Origin of the sequence: Actinomadura sp. B10D3, assembly GCF_039871695.1 — a bacterium.
GTDB lineage: Bacteria > Actinomycetota > Actinomycetes > Streptosporangiales > Streptosporangiaceae > Spirillospora > Spirillospora madurae.
Genome location: NZ_JBDPLY010000001.1, coordinates 117,694 through 134,710 on the forward strand (window position 1 = coordinate 117,694; position 17,017 = coordinate 134,710).

Annotated in this window: 12 protein-coding genes; 8 read left to right on the forward strand and 4 right to left on the reverse strand. The window is 69.0% G+C overall.

Annotated features, from left to right (window positions below):
- Nucleotides 1-629 precede the first annotated feature (629 nt).
- The 5 genes from ABGB11_RS00495 to fxsT all read left to right on the forward strand — a co-directional run bounded on the left by ABGB11_RS00495 (nt 630) and on the right by fxsT (nt 11,039).
- Nucleotides 630-2,246: a tetratricopeptide repeat protein gene (locus tag ABGB11_RS00495; RefSeq protein WP_347628535.1), complete on the forward strand. Its 1,617-nt coding sequence runs from the start codon at nt 630-632 to the stop codon at nt 2,244-2,246.
- Between the two features lie 379 nt (nt 2,247-2,625).
- The gene (locus tag ABGB11_RS00500; protein ID WP_347627558.1) at nt 2,626-4,140 is read left to right on the forward strand and encodes an MFS transporter; all 1,515 of its coding nucleotides are present in this window, start codon (nt 2,626-2,628) and stop codon (nt 4,138-4,140) included.
- A gap of 207 nt (nt 4,141-4,347) precedes the next feature.
- On the forward strand, nt 4,348-5,826 hold the full coding sequence (locus ABGB11_RS00505; RefSeq protein WP_347627560.1) for a hypothetical protein: 1,479 nt from the start codon (nt 4,348-4,350) through the stop codon (nt 5,824-5,826).
- A gap of 24 nt (nt 5,827-5,850) precedes the next feature.
- Nucleotides 5,851-6,870, forward strand: coding sequence for a MoxR family ATPase (locus tag ABGB11_RS00510; RefSeq protein WP_347627562.1), 1,020 nt, complete (start codon nt 5,851-5,853; stop codon nt 6,868-6,870).
- Nucleotides 6,867-11,039 (forward strand): FxSxx-COOH system tetratricopeptide repeat protein, encoded by a 4,173-nt coding sequence (gene fxsT / locus ABGB11_RS00515; protein ID WP_347627564.1) that lies wholly within the window; start codon nt 6,867-6,869, stop codon nt 11,037-11,039. The genes ABGB11_RS00510 and fxsT overlap by 4 nt, the downstream gene beginning before the upstream one ends.
- Nucleotides 11,040-11,051: 12 nt before the next feature.
- Here the strand turns inward: fxsT and ABGB11_RS00520 are convergent, their stop codons facing one another.
- Both ABGB11_RS00520 and ABGB11_RS00525 read right to left on the reverse strand, forming a co-directional pair.
- Nucleotides 11,052-12,272, reverse strand: coding sequence for an FxsB family cyclophane-forming radical SAM/SPASM peptide maturase (locus ABGB11_RS00520; protein ID WP_347627566.1), 1,221 nt, complete (start codon nt 12,270-12,272; stop codon nt 11,052-11,054).
- Nucleotides 12,272-12,490 (reverse strand): hypothetical protein, encoded by a 219-nt coding sequence (locus ABGB11_RS00525; protein WP_347627568.1) that lies wholly within the window; start codon nt 12,488-12,490, stop codon nt 12,272-12,274. The genes ABGB11_RS00520 and ABGB11_RS00525 overlap by 1 nt, the downstream gene beginning before the upstream one ends.
- 390 nt (nt 12,491-12,880) lie before the next feature.
- Here ABGB11_RS00525 and ABGB11_RS00530 point away from each other — a divergent pair, with 390 nt between their 5' ends.
- Nucleotides 12,881-13,834 carry a hypothetical protein gene (locus ABGB11_RS00530; protein ID WP_347627570.1) on the forward strand — a complete coding sequence of 318 codons (954 nt, stop codon included), beginning with the start codon at nt 12,881-12,883 and terminating at the stop codon, nt 13,832-13,834.
- On the opposite strand, the gene ABGB11_RS00535 is transcribed toward ABGB11_RS00530, so the two are convergent.
- Both ABGB11_RS00535 and ABGB11_RS00540 read right to left on the reverse strand, forming a co-directional pair.
- Nucleotides 13,821-14,258 (reverse strand): nuclear transport factor 2 family protein, encoded by a 438-nt coding sequence (locus ABGB11_RS00535; RefSeq protein WP_347627572.1) that lies wholly within the window; start codon nt 14,256-14,258, stop codon nt 13,821-13,823. The two genes, ABGB11_RS00530 and ABGB11_RS00535, sit on opposite strands and share 14 nt — an antisense overlap.
- A gap of 39 nt (nt 14,259-14,297) precedes the next feature.
- Complete coding sequence (locus ABGB11_RS00540; protein WP_347627574.1) at nt 14,298-15,161, reverse strand: TIGR03619 family F420-dependent LLM class oxidoreductase; 864 nt, start codon at nt 15,159-15,161, stop codon at nt 14,298-14,300.
- A 95-nt stretch (nt 15,162-15,256) separates the two neighbouring features.
- On the opposite strand from ABGB11_RS00540, the gene ABGB11_RS00545 reads away from it, so the two are divergent.
- Together ABGB11_RS00545 and ABGB11_RS00550 are read left to right on the forward strand one after the other, a co-directional pair.
- On the forward strand, nt 15,257-16,126 hold the full coding sequence (locus tag ABGB11_RS00545; protein WP_347627576.1) for an SDR family NAD(P)-dependent oxidoreductase: 870 nt from the start codon (nt 15,257-15,259) through the stop codon (nt 16,124-16,126).
- 11 nt (nt 16,127-16,137) lie between these two features.
- Entirely contained in the window at nt 16,138-16,962 is an 825-nt protein-coding gene (locus ABGB11_RS00550; protein WP_347627578.1) for an EI24 domain-containing protein, read from the forward strand.
- The last annotated feature ends 55 nt before the right edge of the window (nt 16,963-17,017 follow it).

Here is a 17,017-nt window from a genome sequence, read left to right on the forward strand (position 1 = left end):
CCAGACTGCGTCTGGTGACACTAACTCCGATTTCCATTTCGGATGTCCTTATTGTTGCTTGTTGACGTCCAAATAATGGGTGTCCGTGGTCGGCGCTATGGCGCAGCGTGACAATTCTTGAGAGTATGGCAGCGGTCAGTGCGCTGTTGCAGCTCGGAGACGCTCCCTACGGACGCGGCTCCGTACCGACCTGTAGAGGAGAGTCGAATGCCGCCATCCACCTCCGACCGCAAGAGCTCCCCCTTCCGGTTGCCGAGTAACCGAGTCCCGAAGGCTTCCACTCCGCTTACGCGGCCTGGAATCTGCAGGGTGGGGGAGGAGTTGGCCCGGCCCGGAAGCATCAGCCGCCACTTCGACAACAAGGCGTGAGCAGGCCGGTAAGCCGGGTAGATCTGGTAGGGCTCCACGACGTGTGATCATTTCGACGGCGGCCGGCAGCGCTCCGGTCGATCGCCTCGCTGGAGGCGCCGGGCGCCGTTCCGAATCGTCACCGCTGGGAAGCGTCGATGCGTTAGTCTCATGGGACTCGGGCCCCTGAGGCCGACGCCATAAAAGATCTCCAGCGGGTACCCGCTCACGGGGACGGAACGATGATCGCGCAGTCTTCCCTCGGCTCACCCGGTTCCGACATGGCCGGCCACAGGTCCGCGGAGCCGAACCGGAAGATCTTTTACGGTGGCGGTCAACGGATAGCCGAAATCGCATCCTTGTGGAAGAGCAATCGGCTTCTCGTCCTGCATGGCGGAGCGGGCGTCGGGAAGACCTCTCTGCTGCGCGCCGGCGTCATCCCGTTCCTCGATGCCGAGGGAAAGCACGTCCTGCCCGTGGCGCACCTTGCGCATCGGCCGTCGTTCCCCGTGGCCGCGCTCGCCGAGCACAACGTCTTCCGGCTCGCCGTGCTGGCCTCCTGGTATCCGCGCGCGTCCCCCGTCCACATCTCCGAACTGACGATCGGGACCTTCCTCCGCAAGCAGCGTCGCAGGGACCGGTTCGGTCGGCCGCTGCCCATGCTGGGAGTCATCGACGGCCTAGAGGCGCTGCTGCGTACGTCCGACCGGCACGAGCGGCACCGCCGGGACTTTCTCGATGAGTTGGCGGCGGCCGTGAAGGAGATGCCCGACCTGCACCTGCTGCTGGTCGTACGCGACGACGCGGTCGACGCGGCGCTGGAGTTCGCCGCCCGGCTCGGTCAGGCGCCTCCCGCCACCTGTTCCCTGGAGCCGCTGACGTCCCAAGCCGCCGAGGAGGCGGTCGCCAATCTGCTCCATGGCGCCGGTCAGCCTGGCGAGGCCAATGCCGCGGCGCTGGTGCGGGAACTCCGGACGGTTCGGTCCGAGGGGAGTGTCCAGATCATCCCGCGCGTCGAGGGCGTCCTCCTGCACCGGGCTCTCGCCGCCCTTTGGGAGGAACTGAACGGCGATGGCGAGATCCCCGCCGAACGTCTGCGCGCCGAGGTGAACCACGTCCTGGAAGACTTCTGCGCGCAGCGCCTCGCCACGATCGCCGCCGATCAGAGCATCCCCGCCGGAGTGATCTTCTCCTGGTTCCGATCCCTGTTCGGCGGCCCGGAGGGACGGGCTGGAGTCTCCATGGCACGCGCATGCGAGGCCATGCCCGGCGCGGTCGTGGACGCGGTGCAGGACTCCCACCTCATCCGGGCGAGGATCCGGGACGGCCAGCGGTATTACGAGCTCCTTCATCCGCGCCTCATCGAGCCCGTGGCACGCCTGAGCAACGGAACCGTGCCGATCCGCCGGCCGGGGCCTTCGGCTCGTCTCCGGCAGGCTCACCAGGCCCTGGCCGTCGGCGACCCCGAACTCGCCCGCCGCCATACCGAGGCGGCTACCAGAGCCTGCGGAGAAGGCGATCTCCGAACCCTCGCCGACGCGACGACCTTCCTCGGCGACATCGCCCACGAGCGCGGGGACGCCAAGAAGACCGTCAAGCATTACCGCGAGGCTGCGGCGATCTTCGAGGCCGTCCCGGACAACGCCGCGGCGGGCTGGCTCTTGACCGGGATCGGCCGGGTCCTGCTGCCGAGCGATCCGGCGGAGGCGGTGCGCCAGCTCCAGGCCGCGGCGAGCCGGCTCCCGCACGAACTCTCGGTCCAGACCGCCCTCGGGCAGGCGCTCCTGCGTTCCGGGCGGACGCACGCCGCCCGGGCGGTGTTCGAGGAGGTCCTCGGCCGCGACAGCAAGAACCGCGAAGCCCTCGACGCCAAGCGTGCTATGTCCGGCACTGCGTAGAAGCGCAGATTCTGGGGTTACTCTGCGGTACGCTACGCGCTGGGTATGCTTTGTGGCAGTCTATCCACTATGAAGCTAGATACTCCTTACGTCTGTTTAGATGGAACGATCGGCGCCGTTAACCCACAGGTCGATAAGTAATTCGCCATCCACGGTACCCGTCATTTGCGGTAGCTGGTAAGGTTCCCTATCGCCGGGGCCTGCCGGTCGGTATGCCTGTCCGAAAATGCTACGGACGGGCATTTTGGCGTCTCCTGGCGGAACCTTGGCTGCGGTATGGCCTTGGGTAGTGAAATGCCGGGAATATTTCCAGAGTGAATTGTCGAGGTCGACCGGGTCGCAGTGGTGTCCGCGGTCCGAAGCGAGGAGAAGTCAGAAGGTGGCCGCCGCCGCATCGGGAATGAGCCTTCCGAGTGAAGGTGCGGCAGCCGATCATATCCTTCCGCCATCCATCTGGCTTCGCAATTATCGATTGTTGCTGAGCGGCTCGGTGCTCTCGCAGTTGGGCACGTTGGGGGCCGCCGCGGCGAACCCGCTGCTGGCGCTGGCGCTGACCGGCTCGCCCATTGTGGCCGGCTGGGTGGCCGCAGCGAACACACTCCCGGGCCTGGTGCTGCACCTGCCGGCCGGACTGCTCGCCGATCGTTACGACCGCCGGTGGATCATGGCGATCAGTCAGGGGGTCCGGCTGATCAATTCAGCCATCCTCATTTGCTGTCTGATCTTTCTTCCCGCCCCCTGGGCGATTTTCGTCGTGGCCGCGGTGATCGATGGCTCGTGCGCCGTCTTCTTTCGTATAGCAGAACTTGCGGCGGTGCGCCATGTCGTGCCGGACGGTGAAGCCGAGAACAGGATGGGCAAGAGCGAGGCGCGCCACCATCTGGCCTTGGTGCTCGGGCGCCCGGTCGGAGGATTGCTATTTGCCTGCGGGCGGCAACTTCCTTACTTGCTCGATGCGCTGACCACATGCATATCTCTTATTTCTATCGCCTTCCTCAAGGGTGACCTCAAATCTGATCCGACCCTGGGGGATGCGTCTCGGACATCGAAGGGGAAGGCGCTGTCCTCCCTGCGTGAGGGATTGAACCATATTTTTCGTGACCGGCTGCTTTTCGTCTCCTTCGGTGCGTGCGCGGTTGCCAACGCCGGCTTTCAGATCGTGATTCTGCTGCTCGTCGTCGAGGCCGAACGGCAAGATTTCACCGGCACGATCATCGGTGCGATGCTCGCGACGTCGGGTCTCAGCGGATTCCTCGGTGCGATCAGTGCGCCCATGGTGGTGCGACGCTTTCGGCCCGTCGTTACGATCAAGTGCTGCGTGCTGCTGTGGTTCCCCTTCATCCTGGTCGTCGCCATCGCCGACGACCCGCGGGTCGGCCTCGGTGCCTGGGGCGCCTGCAGCTTCATGGGCGCCTACATCAACGTCGCGCTGGCGATGCACCAGAGCAAGGTCATCCCCAAGGGCGTCCTGGGCCGCGTCGAGGGGATCACCCAGTTCCTGACGACCGGTGCCGTGGCGCTCGGCGCCTCCGTCGGGGGATACGTGATCAGCTGTTTCGGGTCCCGCACGACGGCCGTCCTGGTGGCCGGGGCCTTCCTGGCCATCACGGTCGTCGTGTTCCTGCTGGCCCATCCCCCGGCCCATGCCCGAGTCGCGGCGGTCGGGGTGCTGGACGGTGCGGCGGTCGGTGCGCTGGACGGTGCGCTGGACGGGGCGGCGGCCGTGGGGCTGGACGGTGCGGCGGTGGGCGCGCCGGACGATGCAGCGACTGCGGCGCCGGACGAAGCGGTGAGCACGGCGCGGAGCGACGCGGTGACCGGGGCGAAGCACGATGCCGTGACCGGGAAGAGAGTTCCCGTTGGCAGTGCTGCGTCGGTGAGTGGGAAAGCGTAGCCTGCGCTTCGTGGGCTCCGCCCCCATCAGGGGGCTTTACCCACCTTTGTTACACCCGATCTGTGTTAGCTGACACATTTCGGGCGTCCTATTCCGGTCGCTTCTGAGTTGACCGGTGAGTGCCCGCTCTGTGCACTATGCGGGGGTACGCTTCCTGCGTCGACCACGGTCGGCTTTCTGAGGCGTCTTCGGTCGGAGGCGGAGCGTTTGATCACGTCGCTGAACGTCAAGGATCAGCATCGGCTGGTCCAGGCGATCCTGCGAATCGACGCAATGCGGGTGCAGCGCGGCCGTGCGGTCATCCTGGAGTCATTGGAGCGCGAGCTCGGCCACCGGCTGCCGCTCGTCCACCATGACCAGGAAATGCTCGACGTGTTGCTGCTGGTCGACGTCCTTCTCAAATACCCGGGGGCCGCGCAGGTCCTGGTGCGCATTCTCGAGACGTTCTACCAGGGCAGCCTGTCGGTGCGGGCTCTCGGCGATCTCGTCCGGGAGCTTCTCCCGGAACCATGGCTCGACCATGCCGACCGGCGCGACCTCCATCAGTTGATCACCGCATTGGAGCAGACCGACCCCGGGCTCCTTCATCTGGCCAGGTTTCCGACGCTGTACCGGCGAGCGGTCGGGCCGGCGTGGCCGGAGCTCGATCGTGAGATACGCAGCCTGCACGACGTGGTCGCATTGCTGGAGGACATGCCCGCCGGTGACGACGGCGTGCCGCCGCTGCTGACGTTCGTCGAGGACGTGGCCGAGCATGCCGGGTATCCGACGGCGCCGGCCTTGCGGGACTGGATGCGCCGCCAGGTGGCGGCACAAGGATTGGACGGCGTGCTTTTCCAGCGTCGTCGAGCATCACTGACGGCGCCGTCCGACGCGGAACCGTCCGAGAACTACCTGATCATCGGATGCACCCCTGATGCGCTGGAACCGGATCGCTTTCTCGTCACGGCGTGGCTCCAGGTCGGCCGGGAGCCCGGTAACACCTTGCAGTGCAGCGACGAGGCACTGCCGCTCAGCAGGATTCCCGAGCTCCTCGAAAGACTGCTCACCTCGGACAGCCTGGTGGTCAACCGGCGTAACCCCGATCTCACCATCGAGTTCATCCTTCCGCGATCTCTGCTGGACCATCCGTTCGAGCAATGCAGAATCACCATCGCGGGACTTGAGCACCGAATCGGCATCCGATACCCCGTGGTCGTGCGCAGCCTCGACCGGATGCGCACCGCGGCGATCCATCCCGACTGGCGGCACAAATGGGGCTGGCTGTCCGGCGACTCCGTGGACGCCCCCGTCTGCCTGGTGAGCCGACGTGGTGAATACGACAGAGAGGAGCTGTACTCGAAACTGTCGAAGCCCTCGACAGCCGTGCTCGCACTGGCCTTCCCGCCCTGGGCGGGGGCGAGCGATGTCCCGGACGAACATTGGGTGGGCCTTGTCGCGGGCATTCCCGTCGTCGCCTGGTGCCGGGACGGGCGCGATCCCGCCCGGTTCGCCAGGGAGGTCAAGGAACTGCTGGCGGCGGACATGATGAAGCTGCCGCGCCGGGCGAGGGATCTGCGGCGCCGGGCTCTGTCCGCCGGGTCCGAGGGTGCGGGAACCGGCCATCTCGGCCTGCATCTGACCCTCCTGTTCGACGATGCCGATCGCATTCCCGAGCCCTACGTTCAGCTCCGACCGCCCGCCTGACACCGTTCCCGGAAGGCGTCCACCATGACAGAAGCAGAGACCACAGGCATGGACGGCGACTGGCGCGTCTACCGGGGCGACAGCCGGCCGCACGACCGGGTGCGGAGGCTCCCGCCGCCGCCGCCCTGGCGCCGGTTCAGCACCGAGGGGGCGGCGAAGGGGCGCCTGCAGCGGGATCTGCAGCAGGCCATCTCCTACCGGCCGGACGAATCGGTGGTCGACAGGGTCAACGCGGCCATCCTGCTGCGGCGCCCGTTGCTCGTGACGGGCAAGCCGGGGTCGGGCAAGTCCACCCTCGCCAAGAACGTCGCCTACGAACTGGGGCTCGGTTCCGTCCTGTCCTGGGCGATCACCAGCAACACCACGCTGAAGGAAGGGCTCTACGACTACGACGCGATCGGCCGGCTCCACGAGACCAGCCTGCGGGGCATGGGCGGCCGCGCGGAGGATGCCGAGCCGCCGGACATCGGCCGCTACATCCGTCTCGGCCCTCTCGGCACCGCGCTCCTGCCGGGCGATCGGCCCCGCGTCCTGCTCATCGACGAGCTGGACAAGAGCAACATCGACCTGCCGAACGACCTCCTCAACGTGTTCGAGGAGGGCCGGTTCACCATCCTGGAACTGCAGCGCCTGCCGGACGAGCAGTCGCGCATCCGTGTGATGACGGCGGACGGCGGCCCGCGGGTGCCGATCGACCACGGCGAGGTGAGGTGCGAGAACTTCCCCATCGTCATCATCACCAGCAACGGCGAGCGTGAGTTCCCGCCCGCCTTCCTGCGCCGGTGCATCCGGGTGACGATCGAGCCGGCCGGCCGGGACCGGCTCGCGGAGATCGTCGAGGCGCATCTCGGCGCGGACGCCAGGGCGAAGAGCGACAAGCTCATCGAGGACTTCCTCGCCCGCCGTGCGGACGGGGCGCTCGCCACCGACCAGCTTCTCAACGCCGTCTACCTCGCGACCTCCGGGGGCAGGCCGCCCGAGGCCAAGCTGGAGCAGCTTCTCGACACCGTGCTCCGCCCGATCGAGAGGCCTGGGGCGGGATGATCCGGCGGCTCGTCGAGGCCCTGCAGGCGCTCGACCCGGAGCCGACGGCGGGCGAGCTGGCGGACGCGCTGTGGCTCGCCGACTGGTTCCGGACGCACGAGGGCTCGACCCATCTGGGGACGGACGGTTCCGAAGAGCCCGGCCCAGAAGGCTCTCCCGATCCCGCGCCGCGGCCCGTCCACGCGCCCAAACCGCCCGCGGCGCCCGAGCGGGAGCCGCCGCCGCAGCGGTCACCGGAGGCGGGACTCTACGTGGCCGACCAGGAGGTGCCGGCGACCGCGTTCCCGGTCCGCATGCCCTCGATGCCCGCGATCTCCCGTTCGCTGGCCTTGTCCCGCGCCCTGCGCCCGCTGCGCACGACCGTCCCGTCGCTGACGCGCGAGCATCTCGATGAGGCGGCGACGGCGGAGCGTATCGCCGAGACCGGGGTGTGCGAGCCCGTCATGGTCGCGGCCCAGGAGCACCGCTACGATCTCGACCTCGTCGCGGACGTCGGCCCCTCGATGGTCGTGTGGCGGCAGACGGTCGAGGAACTGGGGCTGCTGCTGCAGCAACTCGGCGCGTTCCGTGACATGAGGACGTGGTACCTGGACACCGGCGCGGGTGGGTTGTCGCTGCGCACCGGATCCGTCTTCGAGGCCGGCGCGAACCGCGACCCCGACGAGCTGGTCGATCCGACGCGCCGGCGGATCGTCCTGGTCGTCAGCGACTGCATCGGTGCGGCGTGGGAGGACGGCCGTGCCGCGGCGCTGCTCGACCGGTGGGGCCGTTCCGGGACTGTCGCGATCGCCCAGCCGCTTCCCCAGCGCCTGTGGTGGCGGACCGCGGCGGCCATCGAGCCGGTGCGGTTCGACGCGTCCGGGCCCGGCGTGTCCAACGAGCAGCTCGCCGTGACGCGGACGCAGCTCCAGTTGCCCGACGACCGTCCCCAGGGCATCCCGATCCCGGTGGTGGAGCTGAGCGAGCGTTGGCTGCGCTCCTGGGCGGGCATGGTCGCGCGCGGTGGACGGGACGTCATGGGCGCCGCCCTGTTCACCGGGCGCCCTGCGGCGCCCCGGCCGCCCGCCGACGCCTTTCCCGGTACCCTGGCGCCGGAGATGCGGGTCAAGCAGTTCCGTGCCTCCTCGTCGCCGGCGGCGTTCAAGCTCGCGACGTATCTCGCCGCGGCGCCGCTGCGGCTGCCCGTGATGCGCCTCGTCCAGCGGGCGATGCTGCCGACCTCGACGTCGGCCGACCTGGCGGAGGTGTTCCTCGGCGGCCTGCTGCGGCTGGTGGGCCGTCCGGCCGGCGGAGGCGAGGAGGAGATCGCCTACGAGTTCTATGACGGGGTCCGGGAGATCCTCCTGAAAGGCTTGCGCAGACGTGAGGTACTCCAGGTGCTGCGCGCGGTGTGGGGTGTCGTGCGGGACCGTATCGGTTCGTCCCTGGATTTCCGGGCGTTCCTCGACGCGGTGGACCGCGGGGAGGCGGAGCTGCCGCCCGACCTGCCGTTCGCGCAGGTGGCCGCCCAGTCACTGATGCGGCTCGGCGGCCCGTACCGCGAGATGGCGAAGCAGCTGACGAGCGACGGCGCGGGTGCGCCGACGCCCTCCGGTGCCGAGCCGACCGATGCGGTGACGACGCCCTCCACGGAGGCCGACGCGTTGCCGAGCCCGGAACCCGTGCCGGTGCCGCGCAGCGGGCTGCCGGCTCGCAATCCCGACTTCATCGGACGTGACCGGCTTCTCTCGGCGATCCAGGCGGCCTTGCGGGACGGCATGGCGGCGCTTCTGCCGCGGTCGGAGACCGGTATGGGGGGCGAAGGCAAGTCCAATCTGGCGGTGGAATACGCCTACCGCCACGCCGGCGATTACGACCTGGTGTGGTGGGTCCCGGCTGAACAGGCGACCTCCGCCCGTCAGGCGCTGGCTGTTCTGGCGCGGCAGCTCGGCATGCCGATGAGCGACGACATCAAGGGCACGGTCGACGGTGTTCTGCGTGCGTTGCGCGATGGAAGGCCTTATGACCGCTGGTTGCTGATCTACGACAATGCCCGGGAGCCGGACGAGGTCGTCCCGCTCACCCCGTTGTCGGTCGACGGACTCGAGCCGAATCTGGGGCCCGGTCGCCATGTTCTGGTGACCTCACGCGACCGGAGCTGGGAACGGCACGCGTCGGTGGTCGACGTCGACGTCTTCGAACGATCGGAGAGCATCGCCTTCCTGCGGCGCCTGGTGCCGCGCCTTTCCGACGCCGAGGCCGACCTGCTCGCCGAACGCGTCGGCGACCTCCCCCTGGCCGTTCACCAGGCCGCGGCGTGGCAGGCGGTCACCGGCGGCACGGTGGAGGATTATCTGCCGCTGCTGGATCGGCGGCTGGCCGAACTCGCCGGGGCCGAGTCGCCGGGGGAGGACCTGCCGGGACCGCTGGCGGCGGCGGTGAGCCTGAACCTGGACCTGCTCCAGGACCATGACGCCGTCGCCTGGAGGCTGCTGGAACTGTGGGCCGTCTTCGACCCCGAGCCGGTGTCCTGCGGGCTGCTCGCCGCCGGCAAGTCGGCCGTGCTGCCCGCCGAACTGACCGGCCTGCTGGGGGACGAGACGCGCCTGCGCGACGTGATGCGCGCCATCGCCCGGTTCTCGCTCGCCCGCTTCGACGAGGAGTCGGCCACTCTCCAGGTTCACCGGCTCGTCCGGGCCATCCTCAACGAGCGGCTCCGGGAGGACGGCCGGCGTCGGGTTCAGGGGCACGTCCACGTCATCCTCGCCGCGGCGACTCCGGACGAGCCGCCGGAGGTCGAGTCCACATGGGAGCGCCGCTTGGAGATCACCCCCCATGTGGTCCCTTCCGGGGTGTTCGAGTCGGACGATCCAGAGATCCGGTCCGTCGGCGTCGACCAGGCGAGCTTCCTCTACATGTCGGGCGAGTACGAGGGCAGCCGCAGGCTGGCGGAGATCGCGCTGGAACGATGGCTGGAGCGGTACGGGCCCGACGACGACACGGTCCTGGACATCTCGCGCGTCCTGGCGAACGCGCTGCGCGATCTGGGAGAGAACCTCGCGGCCGCTGACCTCAGCGAGGACATCCTGCCGCGGACTCGCCGCAAACTCGGGGTCAACCACATCCAGACCCTCTTCACCGCCACGGGGTTCGGTGCCGATCTGCGATTTCGCGGTGACTTCCGCAGGGCCTACGAGGTGGATCTCGATGCCTGGCGGCGCATGCGTCAGCTTCGGGGAGCCGCCAGCCCCAACACGCAACTCGCCGCCACCAACCTCGCTCTCGATCTGCGGATCCTGGGCGACTTCCAGAGGGCGTACGACATCGATCTGGAGGTCTGGCACAGGCTGCGAGAGCCTGGCCAGCCCTACAGGCAGCAGTTCCGTATCAACGATCATCTCGCCCGTGACCTGCACTCTTTGGGGCAGTACGGCGAGGCCTGCGCGATGCAGGCGGAGAGCCTCGCCAATCTGCGGCCGGTGCTGGGTCCCGGCCACGCGATGGTCCTGCAAGCGAAGGTGAGCCATGCGAGCACCCTGCGGAAACTCGGACGGTTCGAGGAATCGCACCGTCTGGCCACCGAGACGGTCGCCGCCCATGTCCGCCGGTTCGGCGAGGAGCACCTGAACACGCTGGCCAGCAAGATCTGCCTGGCGCTGACCACCAGCGCGATCGGACGTCCGGCCGATGCCCTGCCGCTCATCGACGAGGCGCTGGACTGCTATCGCCGGAAGATGGGGGAATCTCACCCCTTTGTGCACGTCTGTGCCATTGACAGGGCGGTCGTCCTCCGGCGTCTCGCGGAGGTGTACACGGCACAGGAAACCGATCAGGCCGCGTTGGCGGGTCTGGAGGCCGGTGGAATTCTCGGGCCGAACCATTACTACGCGCTGTGCGGGTCGGTGGGCTTGGCCAACGATTACTACCTGCTCGGTGAGTTGGAGGCCGCGGCCCAGTTGCTGTCAGAAGTGCTGCCGAAATTGGTCGCCTTCCTCGGCGAGCGACATCCCGTTTCGCTCGCCGCCGCCCTCAACCTGGAGCGGGCTCGTGCCGCCATGGGGGAAGGGGAGCAGGACGTCGATCGCGTCCTGGCCTCTCTGGTCCAGGTACTCGGCCGCGACCATCCCGACGTTCAGGTGGCCGGACGCGGGGGTCTGCTCGAATGCGACATCGAGCCCGCCCCCCTGTGAGCCTCGACGAGGTCAGCCGCTCCGGGAGGGCTGGGCGAGGGCGAGATCGTGCTGGACGGTCCGGCCGATGTGGCTGATCAGTCTCAGCAGGTCAGGACAGTACACGGACGGGTTGAGGTAGCCGCTGCCCTCCCGGTAGCGATGGGCGTAGCCGCCACCGCCGCAGATGTCGCGTACCGCGCACGCCTGGCAGGTCGCCGACAGCGCCGCCCGCCCGATCTGACGCGCGACCACGCCGGGGTGCAGCAACGCGTCGTCGAAACGGTGGTCGAAGACGGTGAGGCCGGTCTCGGGGGCGCCGGCGTAGGAGATCTTCAGCGTGTCGACCTGCTGGAGCGTCCCGTCGGTGTCGACGACGAGCATCGCGACCGGGGAGAGTCCGATGTTCTCGCTCCGGCTCTGCCCGCCGAGCAGCAGAGTGATGATCTCGTTGAACAGCCGGATGTCCGTTTCCTTGCGGGGCGTGTGGTACCAGCGGTCGAACACCGCGATGAGCCAGTCGGCATAGGGCGTGCCGCCGCCCTCGACGGGACGCCGGGGCGGCGGAGCCTGCCAGGTTCCGTGCGGCAGCAGGAAGTCCATGCCCGGTGGCCGCGTCTCCAGCAGGGCCTCGTACGTCCGGATCGGATCGTTGTCGAGGTCCACCGTGCAGAGCAGCCCTTGGTAGAGCCGCCGATATGAGCCTGCCAGCCGGTTCAGGCCGCGCATGACGTCCGCATGGCTTCCGCGCCCGTTGGCGCGCAGCCGATGCCGGTCGTGGGCTTCGCGGTCGCCGTCGAGGCTGACCGACACGCCCACGTCGTGCTCGTCCAGCATCGCCAGCATCGCCTCGGTGAGCAGCACCCCGTTCGTCTGGGTGCACACCCCGACGTCGCAGGTGGACGGCATCGCTTCGCGGAACACCGTGACCGCCTCGGCGAGAGTGGTTCGTCCCGCCAGCAGCGGCTCGCCCCCGTGAAGGACGACCGTCACCGTGGTGAGCGCGTGTTCGCGGGCGTGCTCGGCCAGCCGTGCGGCCGTGGCGGCGATCACTTCGGACGACATCGCGGCGGGACGTGTCCGCCACGACTGGTCCTCGCCCTCGTAGACATAGCAGTAGTCGCAGGCGAGGTTGCAGCGGCCGTGGACCTTGAGCACGACCTCCGAGATGGGTGCGGGCCGCCACCCGCTCTTCTGAAGAGCCGAAACGTCCAGGCCGGCGAACGGCCATTCAAAGGACTCGGCCCCGAGCATCAAGCCGAGGGGCGTTTGGAGCCCAGGTACCTGTTGTCGAAGCCGGCCGTTACGCTGCGGGCGACGCGGAGTTCGGCCGCGACGGCCTTGACGGCGGTGCCGAGGATGCTTTCACCGGGCAGGTTCGCCGCGTCCAGTTGGGAGGGCGCGGGACGGCACCAGATAAAGGGGGCCGTGTGAGCTTCGGGCTTTGACGCGTTGGCTTGAGTGGCCGCCACGGCCGCCTCCCCCTCTTGTTCCGCGATCGTATGGTGTCGTCGGGATTCTTCTGTCGACTAAGGGCCACCAGCGTAACGCCGTGATCCGTGAGGATCATATTGACCGGAGAGCCTCGTGGGACGAGGAAACGACAGAGACACGCCGAGGTTCTTCATCGCGATCGTCCAAGGGGTCGTCGCCGGCCGCCGTTGTGGAGGCGTCGAGATGCTTACGGCATCGTTAATGCGGCTGCGTTCGCGGGCCTGTGACGGGTGACGCATTTTCCTTGCCGAGGTTGCAGGAAGGTTGCACAGTGGGAATCGCAGCGATCCATCGGTGAGGTGCCCGTGACGGAGACTGTGCGACCGGCTTCGGGGGGATGGCGGCCGGCAGGGACGTGTGCGTTCCTCGTGTGCGACATCGCCGGGTTCAGCGGCGCGGAGCGCGTCGATCCGGTGCGGGTGCGGGTGCGGAAGGCGATGTACGAGGGGCTCGGGCAGAGCCTGGCGGACGCCGGGGTCCGCATGGACGAGTGCTACCACGAGGACCGGGGGGACGGGGTGATGGTCGTCCTCCCGCCGACGGTCGGCACGGAGGTGCTGCTGACGACGGTGGTCGAGCGGCTGCGGGCGGAGGTGCGGCACCACAACGCGGGGGCGAACGAGGCCGCGCGGATGCGGCTGCGGGTGGCGGTCAACGTGGGGGAGGCCGAGGCGGACGGGCACGGCATCGTCAGCACGGCGCTGACGCACGCGTTCCGGCTGCTGGACGCGGCCCAGCTGAAGGAGGCGGTGGCCGCGGCGGAGACCGGGATCGCGGTGATCGTCTCGCGGCGGGTGTACGACGACGTGGTGTGCCACGGGCGGGGGCTGGTCGATCCGGGCGACTACTACCCCGTCAAGGTGCAGGTGAAGGAGACCGCGGACGACGCCTGGATCATGGTGCCGGGAGTGCGGCCCGGGCCGGGTGTCCCAGCGGTGCCCGGGAAGAACGAGGTGGAGAAGGACGGCGGTGTGCCGGAGCTCGGAGAGCTTCCGGCGATGGTGGAGGAGCTTCCGCCCACGGCGATGTTCCGCATCGTGGACGAGCTGCTGAAGATTCCCCGGCTCCGCGCCGAGCGGGGGCGCGACCAGGTGGTCGGCGCGCTGTCGCTGGAGATCGCCGGGGCGGTGCCCCGGTCGGGGGAGGCGCGGGCCGACCTGTACGCCATCGTGCAGACGTGCCTGGACTATCCGGGCGGGTTGCAGCAGTTCCTCCAGGCCGTCAAGGGGTTCGTGGGCGAGTCGATGGCGGTGCGCCGCCTGGAGCAGACGATCGCCCGGGCGCTGCTGCCGCCGGGTGACGGCCCGCCTATGGCCTGGTGATCGTGGCCATGGCCCGGTCGGGTTCCCAGTGGGCGCGCAGGGACGTGATGAGGCCGTCGTCGTCCACCGTGTAGATGAGCACGCAGTCGATGGTCATCGTGGCGCCGTCGTGGGTCGTGGTGGTGATGGTCGCGACGTTCGCGCAGCACGGGCCGTTGGCGAACGAGTCGGCGATGGCGAAGCGGAAGCCGGCGATGGTGGAGATGAAGTCGTCCCAGAACGCCTCGGTGCCCTTCCGGCCCCGGTGGCCCTTTCCCGACGGGTCGAGGAAGGACGGGCCGACCGGGTCCTCGATGAGGGCGTCGGGGGCGAAGAGGCTCAGCCAGTCGTCCCGGCGGCCCTCGGAGACGGCGGTCATGGAGGCGCGGGCGGCGCGGCGGGCCGGGTGGTCGGAGTCCGGGGCGTCCCAGGTGATGGCGTCCATGCGCCGGACTGTAACGTGTTCTCGTTTGCCCGTCGAGGCTCAGCCGGCCTTCGCGATGACGGTCTCGGCGTACCGTTCGAGGTTCTCGATCTTCTTGGCGAGCGGCTCGGTGTCGGGCTCCCTGGTGTAGGGCACCCGGAACCCGACGATCACGTCGGTGACGCCCTTGTCCTCCAGCCGCTTGACGCCGTCGGGCGTGTAGGCGTCCATCGAGATGACGTGGATCTCGAAGGGCGCGTCCGCCTTCCCCTCGGCCTCGCGGATCTGGTTCAGCCTGGCCAGGAGGGCGTCCAGATCGTTGCCGCCCGCGTGCATCCAGCCGTCCCCGCGGACCGCGGCCCGGCGCAGCGCCGGCTCGCTGTGCCCGCCGACCAGGATCGGGAACGGCGCCGCCGGGTTGATCTTGATCGCCGGGATGTCGTAGTGCTCGCCGTGGAACTCGAAGTACTCGCCGCTGCTCAGGCCCCGCACGATGTCGATGGCCTCGTCCATCCGCTTCCCGCGCCGCTCCCAGGGGACGCCCATGACCTCGAAGTCCTCGCGCCACGGGCTGACCCCGACGCCGAACCCGAGGCGCCCGTTCGTCAGGCACGCGACCGAGGTGGCCTGCTTGGCGACCAGGACGGGCGGGCGGACCGGCAGCTTGAGGACGAACGGGGTGAACCGCAGCGTGGTGGTGACCGCCCCCATGGCCGCGATCAGCGTGAACGTCTCGATGAAGGGCTTGTTCTCCAGGAACTCCCGGTTGCCGTCGGGGGTGTACGGATACACCGAGTCCGACTCCTTCGGATAGACCAGCGAGTCGGCGACCGACATGCTCGTGTAGCCCGCCTCCTCGGCCGCCTTGGCCAGCGGCAGGTAGAAGGACGGATCGGTCATGGCCTCGGCGTAGGTGAACCTCATGGCCCGAATACTAGAACGCGTTCCAGTTCCATGCCAGGGGTGGCGGCCGTGGCGGGTTGTTGCCGGGGGTGGGGGGTGAATGGTTCGGTGGGGGGATGGGTGCGGGGGTCGCGGTTGTCACCGGGGGGACGTCGGGGATCGGGAAAGAGGTCGCGCGGGGGCTGGCGCGGGCCGGGTTCCTGGTGGGGATCGTCTGCCGGAGCGAGGTGCGGGCCGCGGCCACCGTGGAGGAGCTGGCGCGGGACGTTCCCGGGTCGCGGATCGAGACGTTCCTCGGGGATCTGTCGGTGCTCATGGATGTCCAGCGGGTCGCGGCGTCGCTGGTGGAGCGGTTCGACCGGCTGGACGTGCTGGTGAACAACGCGGGCGTGCACCTGCTGCGGGCCAAGGTCAGCGCGGACGGGTACGACCGCATGATCGCGACCAACCATCTGGGGCCGTTCCTGCTGACGAACCTGCTGCTCGGACTGCTGGAGAAGGGGGCGCCGTCGCGGGTGGTCGTCGTGGCGTCGGAGGCGCACCGGCAGGCGGACCGGCTGGACGTCGAGCGGATGGCGGAGCCCGGGGCGTACGGGGCGGCCGGGTCGCTGCGGGTCTACGGGCGGTCGAAGCTGCTCAACATCCTGTTCGCGCAGGAGCTGGCCAGGCGGATGGAGGGCAGCGGGGTCAATGTGAACGCGCTGTGTCCCGGGTTCGTCGCGACCGGTCTGAGCAGGGAGATCCCGGGGAGTGAGCGGGTCGGGTCGCTGCTGTCGCGCACTCCGGTGCTGCGGACGCCGGCGCAGGGGGCGCGCATGGCGCTGCGGCTGGCGCTGGACGAGGAGTTCGAGGGGCGCAGCGGCGGCTTCTACAGTTCCACCCCGGGCGCCGGGCTGCTGCCGACGGTGGGCGCGTTGAAGGATCCGGAACTGAGGCGCGCTGTCTGGGACCGTTCTTCCCGCCTTGTGGGGTTGCCCGCCCTATAGGGTCAGGCGGCGTGAACCAACCGTACGTTCCGCCGCAGGAGGAGCCGCCCCGGCCGTCCGCGGTCAAGGATTTGTTCAACGGCGCCGGATATCTGCTGCGAGGCATCGGATGGATGGCGCGGCATCCGGCGCAGTGGCTGTTCGGGCTGATTCCCGCGCTGATCGTGCTGGCCGTGTACGGGACGGCGCTGGTCGTCCTGGCGTTGCAGATCGGCGACCTCGCCGGGTGGGTGACGGGGTTCGCGGACGGCTGGGCGGACGCGGCGCGGACGTCGGTGCGCGTCGTCGCCGGGATCGCGATCTACGGGGCGGCCCTGTTCCTCGCGGTGGTCACGTTCACGGCGGTGACGCTGCTGGTCGGGGACCCGTTCTACGAGGCCATCTCGGTCCGGGTGGAGGAGTCGCAGGGCGGGGCGCCGCCGGAGCCGGACGTTCCCCTGCTCGTGCAGATCGGACGGGCGGTCAAGGACACGCTCATCCTCGTGCTCGTCGCGCTGGCGTTCGCGGTGGTGTTCTTCGCCTGCGGTTTCCTGCCGGTGGTGGGGCAGACGGTCGTGCCGGTGGTGGCGGCGCTGGTGTCGGGGTACTTCCTGGCGGGCGAGCTGACCTCGGTCGCGCTGGAGCGGCGGGGGGTGCTGCGCAAGGAGCGGTTCGCGCGGCTGAAGAGGCACCGGCCGCTGGCGGTCGGGTTCGGCGCCGCGACTTTTGTGGTGTTCCTCATTCCCCTGGGAGCCGTGCTGGCGATGCCGGGCGCGGTGGCGGGCGGCACGCTGCTCGCCAGAGAACGCCTGGTGGACGAGCCGGAACCTGCCGCGGGCCTGGCGGCCCAGCACTAAGGCGATAGGAAGATGTGTCCTGGTCGTGATGACCGTCCGGAAACCCATGAGTGAT